Genomic DNA, 9,904 nt, shown 5'->3' with positions numbered 1-9,904 from the left:
GTCCGAAACCCCACGGGCCCCCGCCCCACGCGCCAGCACATCGTCGCCATGAACCAAGGGGGTAGCGAGTGATCGCCTTCATCTCCCGAAGACTGATCACCTCCTTCTTCGTCCTCCTGGCCGCCACCATGGTCATCTACGGGCTGACGGCGCTCGCCGGCGACCCGCTGGAGGACCTGAGGGAGCTTCCGGGCCCGGACCGGGAAAGGAGGATGGCCGACCGCATCGACCGGATGAACCTCGACGTCGCCCTTCCTCTGAGATATCTGGCCTGGCTCGGCAACCTGTTCCGCGGTGACCTCGGCGTCAACCGCGACGGCCAGGACGTGGGCGTGCTGCTCGGCGCGGCCCTGTCGGCGACGCTCCAGCTCGTCGTGGCGGCCACCGTGCTCGCGGTCGTCATCGGCGTGATCGTGGGCATCGTCTCGGCGCTGCGGCAGTACAGCGCCTTCGACTACTCGGTCACCTTCGCCGCCTTCGTCTGCTTCTCCCTCCCGCTCTTCTGGGTCGCGGTCATGCTCAAGCAGTACATCGCCATCGAGTTCAACGACTGGCTCCGGGATCCCGTCATCCCGCCTGCCGTCATCGGCTCGGCGGCCCTGGTCGGCGGCCTGGCCTGGGCGGCGCTGGCCGTGGGCGAGCGGCGGCTCAGGCTGGCCGCGTTCGGTGCGGGCGCCGCCGTCACGGCCGTGACGCTGGCGCTGCTCTCGGCGACCCGCTGGTTCGCCGATCCGGGCATCGGGCTGTTCGCGCTGGCCGTTCTCGCGGGAGGCACGGCGATCGGGCTGACCGTGCTGATCTCCGGGCTGCAGTACCGCGGCCCGCTCTACGCGGCCCTGGCGGCCGCGGGAATCGGCGTGCTCCTGTCCGAGGTCCTGGATCCCGTGCTGGCCGACCCCGGCTGGGCGGGGATCTTCGGGCTCGCGCTCGTCACCGTGGCCGTCTGCGCGGGACTCGGGCACGGCCTCGGCGGCCTGCTCCGCCGCCAGGCGATCACCGCCGCCGTGCTGACCGGGCTGATCACCGGCGGGCTGATCTTCCTCGACCGGATGCTGCGCGGCTTCGCCGCCTACAGCGAGCGGGTCCGCGGCCGCCCGATCTCCACGATCGGCTCACGCACCCCGAACTTCACCGGCGACTTCTGGCAGACGAACCTGGACGCGGCCGGGCACCTCCTGCTGCCGACCATGGCGCTGATCCTGATCTCCCTGGCCACGTACACACGCTACAGCCGCTCCAGCATGCTCGAGGTGATGAACCTCGACTACGTGCGCACCGCGCGGGCCAAGGGCTCGCCCGAGCGCACGGTGATCACCAAGCACGCCTTCCGCAACGGGATGATCCCGATCACCACGCTCATGGCCGTCGACTTCGCGGGCGTGATCGGCGGCGCCATCGTGACCGAGAACGTCTTCGGCTGGCAGGGCATGGGGAGCCTGTTCCTCAGGGGGCTCCAGCAAGTGGACCCCGCTCCGGTCATGGCGTTCTTCATCGTCTCGGGGACCGCCATCGTCGTGTTCAACATGCTGGCCGACATCGTCTACGCCTATCTCGACCCGCGGATCAGGCTGTCATGAGGGAGAACCACCTATGACGATCAGCGCCCAGGCTCCAGGGGCCGCGCAGGGCATGACCGTCGTCGCCCGCACCCAGGGCCAGATGGTCCGGCGCCGGTTCTTCCGGCACCGCGCCGCGCTCGCCGGCATGGTCGTCTTCGGCGGCGTCGTCCTGCTGGCGTTCACCTCCATCGGGTTCGGGCCCGTGCCCGGCTGGTGGGACAAGACGTATCTCGCCACCGGATCACTGGTCAACCAGGGCAGGCCGACGCTCAGCGTGGTCCCCGCGTTCCTCGGCGGTCAGGGGATCCGCCTCGGCGAGCATCCGTTCGGCCAGGACAACATCGGCATCGACTACTTCGCGCTGACCATGCGCGGCGCCCAGCAGTCGATCATCGTCGCGTTCATCGTCGGCTTCGTCGCCACCACGGTCGGGACGATCGCAGGCGCCTTCGCCGGATACTTCAGGAAAATTACGGAATCGATCATCATGCGGCTGACCGATGTGATGATCACCATTCCGATCCTGATCATCGCGGCCATCGTCGGACGGGCGTTCGGCGATTCGGGCATAGTGATCCTGGCCATCTGCATCGGCCTGGTGACCTGGCCCACGCTGGGCCGGCTGATCCGGGGCGAGTTCCTGTCGCTGCGCGAGAAGGAGTTCGTGGAGGCGGCACGGGCGGTGGGGACCTCCGCCGGCCGGATCATCTTCCGGCACATCCTGCCGAACACCGTCGGCGTCATCATCGTCAGCGCCACCCTGGCCGTGGCCAACGCGGTGCTCCTGGAATCGGCGCTGTCGTTCCTCGGCGTCGGCGTGCAGCCGCCCGACGTCTCCCTCGGCCAGCTCATCGACACCTACCGCAGCGCGATGACCACCCGCCCGTGGCTGTTCTGGTGGCCGGGCGTCTTCATCATCGCGATCGCCCTGTCCATCAACTTCATCGGCGACGGGCTGCGTGACGCCTTCGACCCTCGACAGACCCGGGTGCGTGCCTGATGACCAGTCCCGCCAGTGAGATTCTTCGCGTGGAGGACCTGACCGTCGAGTTCCCGACCGACGACGGCGTCGTCCACGCCGTCCGGGGCGTCTCCTACGCGCTGAACGAGCGGGAGGTGCTCGGCATCGTCGGCGAGTCCGGCTCGGGCAAGTCGGTCTCCTCCCTGGCCGTGATGGGGCTGCTCCCGCGCGGCGCCCGCGTGCGGGGCCGGATCCTCTACCGCGGCGAGGACGTGCTGAAGCTGCCCGGCCGCAGGCGGCGGGCGCTGCGCGGCGGGAAGATCGCCATGATCTTCCAGGACCCCATGACGGCGCTGAACCCCGTGCACACGATCGGCGACCAGCTCGCCGAGGCGGTGCTCGCGCACGGCCTGGTGCCGAGGAAACAGGCGCTCGCGCGGGCCAAGGAGATGCTCGACCTGGTCGGCATCCCGCAGGCCGAGGCACGCCTGCGCGCCTACCCCCACGAGTTCTCCGGCGGCATGCGCCAGCGCGCGATGATCGCCATGGCGGTCATCAACAACCCGGACGTCATCATCGCCGACGAGCCGACCACGGCCCTCGACGTCACCGTGCAGGCGCAGATCCTGGAGAAGCTTCTGGCCGTCAAGGACGCCGTCAACGCCGCGATCGTGCTGATCACCCACGACCTCGGCGTGGTCGCGGGCATCGCGCATCGGGTGCTGGTCATGTACGCCGGCAAGCCGGTCGAGATCGGCGACACCGACACGATCTTCTACAAGCCGCGCATGCCGTACACGGCGGGGCTGCTCGGCTCGATGCCGTCGCTGGAGACGTCGGGCGGGCGGCTGCGCCCGATCGGCGGGGCCCCGCCGTCCTTGATCAACCTGCCGGCGGGCTGCCCGTTCTCGCCACGCTGCCCGCTGGCCGACGACACCTGCCGCAGCGAGGAGCCCACCCTCATGGAAGCCGGCGAAGGCGGGCACTACGCCGCCTGCCACCACTGGCGCGACGTGGCCGCGGCGGCGGACCCCACCGCGCTGTTCCGCAACGGGAGCGAGGCCGTCCGATGACCCACCTGCTCGAGGTCAACGACCTGGTGATGAGCTTCCCCGTACGCGGCGGCGGTCTCCTGCGCAAAGTGGGCGGCCACATCCAGGCGGTCAGCGGCGTCTGCCTGCACGTCGACCAGGGCGAGACCCTCGGCGTCGTCGGCGAGTCGGGATGCGGCAAGTCGACGACGGGCCGGGCCATCCTCCAGCTCCACAAGCCCACGTCCGGCTCGGTGCTCTTCGAAGGCGAAGAGCTGACGACGATGCCGCCCAAACGGCTGCGAGCGGTGCGGCGGGACATCCAGATCGTCTTCCAGGATCCCTACGCCTCGCTCAACCCGAAGCTGCCGGTCAACGACATCATCGCCGAACCGCTGAAGGTCCACGGCCGCTGGCAGGACGGCGGCCCCGCCCGGGTGGCCGAACTGCTCGAACGGGTCGGCCTCAACCCCGAGCACGGCAACAGGTATCCGCACGAGTTCTCCGGCGGGCAGCGCCAGCGCGTCGGCATCGCCCGCGCGCTGGCGCTGGAGCCCAAGCTCCTCGTGCTCGACGAGCCGGTGTCCGCGCTGGACGTGTCGGTGCAGGCCGGAGTGGTCAACCTGCTGGAGGATCTCCAGGACGCGTTCGGGCTGGCGTACATCTTCATCGCGCACGACCTGTCGGTGGTCAGGCACATCTCCGACCGGGTCGCGGTGATGTACCTCGGCAAGATCGTCGAAACCGGCTCGCGTGACGACGTCTACGACCGTCCCGCCCACCCTTACACCCAGGCGCTGCTGTCGGCCGCGCCGATGGCCAATCCGCGCGAGGAGCGCCGCAGGCAGCGGATCATCCTCACCGGCGAGGTGCCGAGCCCGCTGGATCCGCCCAGCGGATGCAGGTTCCGCTCGCGGTGCTGGAAGGCCCAGGACATCTGCGCCGTCGAGGAGCCCGCCCTGACCGACCGCGGCATCGGCCACCCCACCGCCTGCCACTTCGCCGAGGTGAACACCAAGGTGGTGTGACGCCCGCGGGGGCCGGTGACCCGGTCTTCGGGTCGCCGGCCCGCGCGAGTGGTGTCAGGGGGCGGTGACGGTTGCGCCGGTGACCGCTGCCGACCAGTACAGCGCCCTCGCCACCTGCGGGAACAACCCCTTCGGGTGGTTGCGGAACATCGGCTCGGTGCCGAACAGCACCACGGCCGCGCCCCGCTCGTCCCGGCCGCTGACCACAGCGGCCTGTCCCCTGGCCGCGTCCGGGCCGCCGATGCCGTCCGCCGCGTTCGGCCGCCAGTGGCCGGACACGAGCGGGCCGTCGGTGGCGTACGACTGCTCGACGGTGACCTCGGCGCCGAGGGCGGTGAACCAGCGCGGCGAGTACACGAACGAGTGCTCCGGCGACCCGCCGCCGACGGGGCCGGCCGACGAGGTCACGCGGACCACGCCGTTGGCGTCGCCGCGGCCGGCGACCGCGGTCGCCGTGAGCAGCCCTGCCGTTGCGTTGAACGCCGCCCCCGTGCCGCCACGGGTGATCACGCCGCCGGTGGCGAGGAAGGCGTCGAGCGCCGTCCGGGCCGCGGGGTTGAGCGCCGCGTAGCTGAGCCCGCTGGAGACGTACAGGACGTCGGCGCCGCTCCAGTCGAAGCCCGCGTTGAGCACGGCGGTGGAGACCGGGGTGACGGTGAAGCCCATCTCGCGCAGGGTGAACAGCTCGTCCGCGGAGGCCGCCGCGGCGATGCGCACCGGCGCCAGCGGCGTGCCCGTGGCCGGGCCCGCCGGGGTGAAGGCCACGCCGTAGCGGTCGGACACGGTCGCGGCGGCCTGGCGGGCGGCGGCCGGCACGATCGCGCGGCCGTCGTTCGTCCAGGTCACGGCCACGCCCTGGGTGAGCAGGTCGTTGAGCGCCTGGACCTCCTTGGCGTCGGTCACCTTCAGCGCCAGCGGCCCGGGGGTACGCGGGACGGATCCGGTAGGAGCGGCGGCCTTGACCGGTTCGGATGAGACGTGCAGCGGTCCCGAGGGGATGCTGTCCACGGTGGCGCCCCAGAGCAGGCCGTGGCTCCAGCCGGAGATGTCGTACATGGCATCGACTCGTGGGGAGATGTCCTCGCCCGGCTCCAGCATCACGTTGGCCAGCCCGCGCTTGGGCTGGCGCATGTCCACGACGTAGGAGCCGGCCGGGTACGTCTTGCCGTTCAGGCGGAACGGGCGCGTGGCCCGCTCGACCCGCACGTCGTTCGCGATCAGGTGGTCGACCAGGCGAGCGGCCGCGGTGGCCGAGCGCTGCCCGGTGATGACGTACGCGCGGGGGAAGGTGGTGTTGTAGACGTCCTCGGGGCCGAAGCCGGGCACGATGCCGAGCGGCACGACCTTGGACGGCTCGCCAGCCGCGCCCCGCCGGAAGACCTCGATCTGGTCGGCGATCAGCGCGTCGTGCTTGGACTGCACGAACCCGTAGGTGGCCCGGATCGCGGCGGCGGCCACGTCGGTGTTGATCGCGGAGCGGCGGCGCAGCTCCTCGACGGGCAGGTTGTAGTCGGCGTTGTTGACCCGGAGCGGGATCTCGACGGTGTGCGCGGCGACCGTGCCGTGGAACGGCGCGTACTGCGGGGTGAAGATCGGCGGCCAATCGTCCCAGCCCTCGGCGGAGTCGCGGAACGGGATCTGCACCGGCTCCACGCCGTCCTTCGCCGGGGTGTAGCCGAGCCCGTTGACGGCGGCCTCCATGCCGAGCCCGTTGGCGTAGGTGTTCCTGATGAACACGTCGTACTCGTAGTTGGCGCCGTGCGGCGGCGTGGTGGGCTCAATGAGCGTGCCATTGACGTAGCCATGCAGGTCGATCATGGCGACCGGCTGGGTGTCGATCATCACCTGGCGCATGGCCCGGACCTCGGGCTGGGAGGCGGTGACGAAGTCGCGGTTCATGTCGAAGCCGGCGCCGTTCTGGCGAACGCCGTTGACGCGGCCGTCGGGGTTGGCGGTGATGTTGAAGTACAGTCTCGTGCGCTTCATGAGGTCGGCGACCTGGGGATCGGTGCTGGTCGCCAGCTCTTCGATGGTACGCAGCGCGGCGTCGGTGCCCTCCCACTCGTTGCCGTGGATGTTGGCGTTGACGAAGATCGGCGCCTTGTATCTGGCGGCCAGCCTGCGGTCGCGGGCGGCGCCGGCCGGGTCGTTCTCGATGCGGTCGCGGATGACGCTCTGCTCGGCGGCCTGGCCGCGGCTCTCCGGGGCGGTGAGGGTGACGAGGTAGAGGTCGCGGCCCTGGTGGGTGCGGCCGATGATCTCCGCGCTGACGCGGTCGCTGCGCCGCTGCAGGTCGTTCAGCTTGGGGGCGATGCCGTGGTACGGCACCAGGCCCAGTTTGATGGAGGCGTCGGCGGGGTTCTCCGCGGGGATCGGGAGCTGGGTCCGCCTGGGGTATCCGCGGTCCCGGGACAGCCCGTACGGCTCGGCCTCCGGGGCGAGGCGGAGCTTCTGGGCCTGCTGTCCCTCCGCGACGCCCGCGGCCACCTCGTTCCGCTCGGGGCCGTTGCCGAAGTCGCGTACGGCGGGGTGGGGCGGCTCGGCCGGCTCGGCTGTCGCCGACCCTGGCGGGACGAGGAGCGCGGCCGAGACGGCGATGCCCAGGATGGCTGGATATAAGCGCACAAAGTCCTCCACGAATCAGAAGTGCGGTCTCGTTCGTACGTTTTAGCGACGAAACCACACAAGACGCCGTGATCAGAGCGACGCGCAATCCATGTCATTCTGTGTCGCCGGAGATCCAGGGATCGCCCGCCTGCCCCGCCCAGCGAGCATCCCACGGGCGCATGTGCTCGTCGACGATCTCAGCCGGGGCGCGCCGGAGCCGGGGCACGGCGGCCGGTGCGCGATCGGGAATTCAATTCACTGCAACTCGTGCATTCATTTCGCGAAAAATGCAGCCGAAATGTGTCCTTGACAAACCTCACAGACGGCCAATAGCCTCCGGGAGATTTTATCGATTTAATGCGCCAGGAGCCCTGTGCCATGAGATCCCCCAGCGGCGTCCGCCGCTTACTCGCCACCGCCTTGGCCGCCCTGCTCACCGCATCGGCGACCGTGGCCCCGGCCGCCGCCGGCACCGACCGCGGCCACGGCGCGGGCGTGCGGCTCGAACACCTCGACCGCGGCCTGGTAGCGGCCTCCACCAGCGAGGGCGTGTTCCTCAGCTGGCGACTCCTCGGCGACGAGGTGACCGGCGCCGGCGCCACCGGCATGGAGGGTGCCGACTTCCGCGTCTACCGCGACAGCCGGCCCATCGCGACGGTGACCGACAGCACCAACTACCTCGACACCGCCGGCACCGGCTCCGCCGAGTACCGCGTCGCCCCCGTCGTCAAGGGCCGGGAGGGCCGCCGCAGCGCCGCCGCCACGCCGTGGGTTAAATCGTTTTATGATCTTCAGCTGAAGAAACCGGCCGACGGCGTGACCCCCGCCGGCGAGGCCTACACCTACTCGGCCAACGACCTGAGCGTCGGCGACGTGGACGGCGACGGCCAATACGAATACGTCGTGAAATGGGACCCGTCCAACTCCAAGGACGTCTCCCAGCGCGGCTACACCGGCAACACCTACGTCGACACGTACGAGCTGGACGGCACCCTCCGCTGGCGGCTCGACCTGGGCGTCAACATCCGCGCGGGCGCCCACTACACGCAGTTCCTGGTCTACGACTTCGACGGCGACGGCCGCTCGGAGATGATGCTCAAGACCGCCCCCGGCACGAAGATGATCCGCTACGGACGCGACGGCCAGGTCGTCTCCGAGCGTTACGTCACGATGCCGGAGCAGGACGTCAAAGCCGGCTACTCGCACGCCGACGACTACCGCAAGAGCGCGGCGGACTACTTCGACCACGTGGTCGGCATGTTCGAGAAGTGGCACGAGCACCCCGAGGTGGTGGCCGGGCGCTGGCCGGCGACGCTCGAGCAGGCCTTCGGCATCGCCCCGAGGCACCAGTACCCGCTGTCGCACGAGGCCGCCGTCGACCTGGCCACGCACTTCGTCGACGTCTACGCCCCGGGCCGCAGCGGCAACAACCGCCTGCGGGAGTTCGCCGGGTTCGTCATCACCGGCCCCGAGTACCTGTCGGTGCTGGACGGCGCCTCCGGCAAGGAGCTGCAGACCATCCACTACAAGCCGGGCCGCGGCGACGACGGCCTGCTGTGGGGCGACTACGCGATGGCCCGCGTCGAGCCGGGCAACCGGGTCGACCGGTTCCTGTCCGCCGTCGCCTACCTCGACGGCAAGCGGCCGTCGGCGATCTTCGCCCGCGGCTACTACACGCGCACCACGCTGGTCGCCTACGACTGGAACGGCAGGAAGCTGAAGGAGGTCTGGTACGTCGACAGCGGCCACGCGCCGATGGCGAACCCGTTCAACGCCTCCCCCCACGGCGTGCCGGGAAGCAACCCGAAATATGCCGACCTCACCACCCAGGGCTTCCACTCGATGAGCGTGGCCGACGTGGACGCTGACGGCCGGCAGGAGATCGTGTACGGGGCCGCGACCATCGACGACGACGGCGACCTGCTGTACTCGTCGTTCGCCGAGGGCCCGCCGCAGAGCAACGTGCCCGGGCAGAACGTGCGGCTCGGCCACGGCGACGCCATGCACGTCGGCGACCTCGACCCCGACCACCCGGGCCTGGAGATCTGGACGGTGCACGAGGGCGCCGCGTGGGCCCCGTACGGATGGGCGATGCGGGACGCCGCCACCGGAAAGGTACTGTTCGGCGGATACAGCGGCCGGGATACCGGGCGCGGCATGGTCGGTGACATCGACCCCGCCATCCGCGGCCTGGAGGCATGGTCGTCGATGCCGCCCAACCAGGAGATCCAGGCGGGCCTGTGGTCGGCCCGCGGCGACCACCTGGGCCGGACCACCCCCGGCACCAACATGAGCATCCGCTGGGCGACCGACATGACCACCCAGCTGATCAACGGCACTGCCACCACCGTGCTCCAGACGCCGACGATCGACGACTGGAAGCGCGGCACGGTGCTCACCGCTGAGGGCACGCTGACCAACAACTGGACGAAGGGCAACCCGGGTCTGGTGGCCGACGTGTTCGGCGACTGGCGGGAGGAGCTGCTGACGCGCACGGCCGACAGCTCGGCGATCCGGATCTTCCTCAGCATGGAGGTCACGGACCGCAAGCTGTACACGCTGATGCACGACCCGCAGTATCGCGTGGAGGTGGCGCGGCAGCAGACCGGCTACAACCAGCCCGCGTACCCGAGCTTCTACCTGGGCTCGGACATCGACTGGTCGCGGGTGCCCGTGCCCCGCTTCCGGACCCCCCGGGGCTGAGCCCCAGCGAGTCGA

6 protein-coding genes are annotated in these 9,904 nt (G+C 70.3%); 5 read left to right on the top strand and 1 reads right to left on the bottom strand.

All coding sequences use genetic code 11. The features are described from left to right. The first annotated feature begins 68 nt into the window (after positions 1 to 68). From ACTWQA_RS40235 to ACTWQA_RS40220, 4 genes are read left to right on the top strand one after another with little or no spacing between them, the layout of a single operon-like run. The gene (locus tag ACTWQA_RS40235; protein WP_443164168.1) at positions 69 to 1,577 is read left to right on the top strand and encodes an ABC transporter permease; all 1,509 of its coding nucleotides are present in this window, start codon (positions 69 to 71) and stop codon (positions 1,575 to 1,577) included. Between the two features lie 13 nt (positions 1,578 to 1,590). Next, positions 1,591 to 2,559, top strand: a complete 969-nt coding sequence (locus ACTWQA_RS40230; protein WP_443164167.1) for an ABC transporter permease — start codon at positions 1,591 to 1,593, stop codon at positions 2,557 to 2,559. Next, a complete protein-coding gene (locus ACTWQA_RS40225; protein ID WP_443164166.1) occupies positions 2,559 to 3,593 on the top strand; it encodes an ABC transporter ATP-binding protein in 1,035 nt (344 codons plus the stop codon). The genes ACTWQA_RS40230 and ACTWQA_RS40225 overlap by 1 nt, the downstream gene beginning before the upstream one ends. Next, positions 3,590 to 4,579, top strand: coding sequence for an ABC transporter ATP-binding protein (locus ACTWQA_RS40220; RefSeq protein WP_305917150.1), 990 nt, complete (start codon positions 3,590 to 3,592; stop codon positions 4,577 to 4,579). The genes ACTWQA_RS40225 and ACTWQA_RS40220 overlap by 4 nt, the downstream gene beginning before the upstream one ends. Before the next feature lie 54 nt (positions 4,580 to 4,633). Here the strand turns inward: ACTWQA_RS40220 and ACTWQA_RS40215 are convergent, their stop codons facing one another. Then, complete coding sequence (locus tag ACTWQA_RS40215) at positions 4,634 to 7,204, bottom strand: M14 family zinc carboxypeptidase (protein WP_443164165.1); 2,571 nt, start codon at positions 7,202 to 7,204, stop codon at positions 4,634 to 4,636. 360 nt (positions 7,205 to 7,564) lie between these two features. Here ACTWQA_RS40215 and ACTWQA_RS40210 point away from each other — a divergent pair, with 360 nt between their 5' ends. Continuing rightward, positions 7,565 to 9,889: a rhamnogalacturonan lyase gene (locus tag ACTWQA_RS40210; RefSeq protein ID WP_443164164.1), complete on the top strand. Its 2,325-nt coding sequence runs from the start codon at positions 7,565 to 7,567 to the stop codon at positions 9,887 to 9,889. The last annotated feature ends 15 nt before the right edge of the window (positions 9,890 to 9,904 follow it).

It is taken from the genome of Nonomuraea sp. 10N515B (assembly GCF_052245915.1).
Lineage (GTDB): Bacteria > Actinomycetota > Actinomycetes > Streptosporangiales > Streptosporangiaceae > Nonomuraea.
This window is presented reverse-complemented; position numbering and strand designations above follow the sequence as displayed.

Coding starts and splice junctions, on each gene's coding strand:
- ACTWQA_RS40230 (WP_443164167.1), top strand. CDS start 1,591: ATGACGATCAGCGCCCAGGCTCCAGGGGCCGCGCAGGGCATGACCGTC.
- ACTWQA_RS40225 (WP_443164166.1), top strand. CDS start 2,559: ATGACCAGTCCCGCCAGTGAGATTCTTCGCGTGGAGGACCTGACCGTC.
- ACTWQA_RS40220 (WP_305917150.1), top strand. CDS start 3,590: ATGACCCACCTGCTCGAGGTCAACGACCTGGTGATGAGCTTCCCCGTA.
- ACTWQA_RS40210 (WP_443164164.1), top strand. CDS start 7,565: ATGAGATCCCCCAGCGGCGTCCGCCGCTTACTCGCCACCGCCTTGGCC.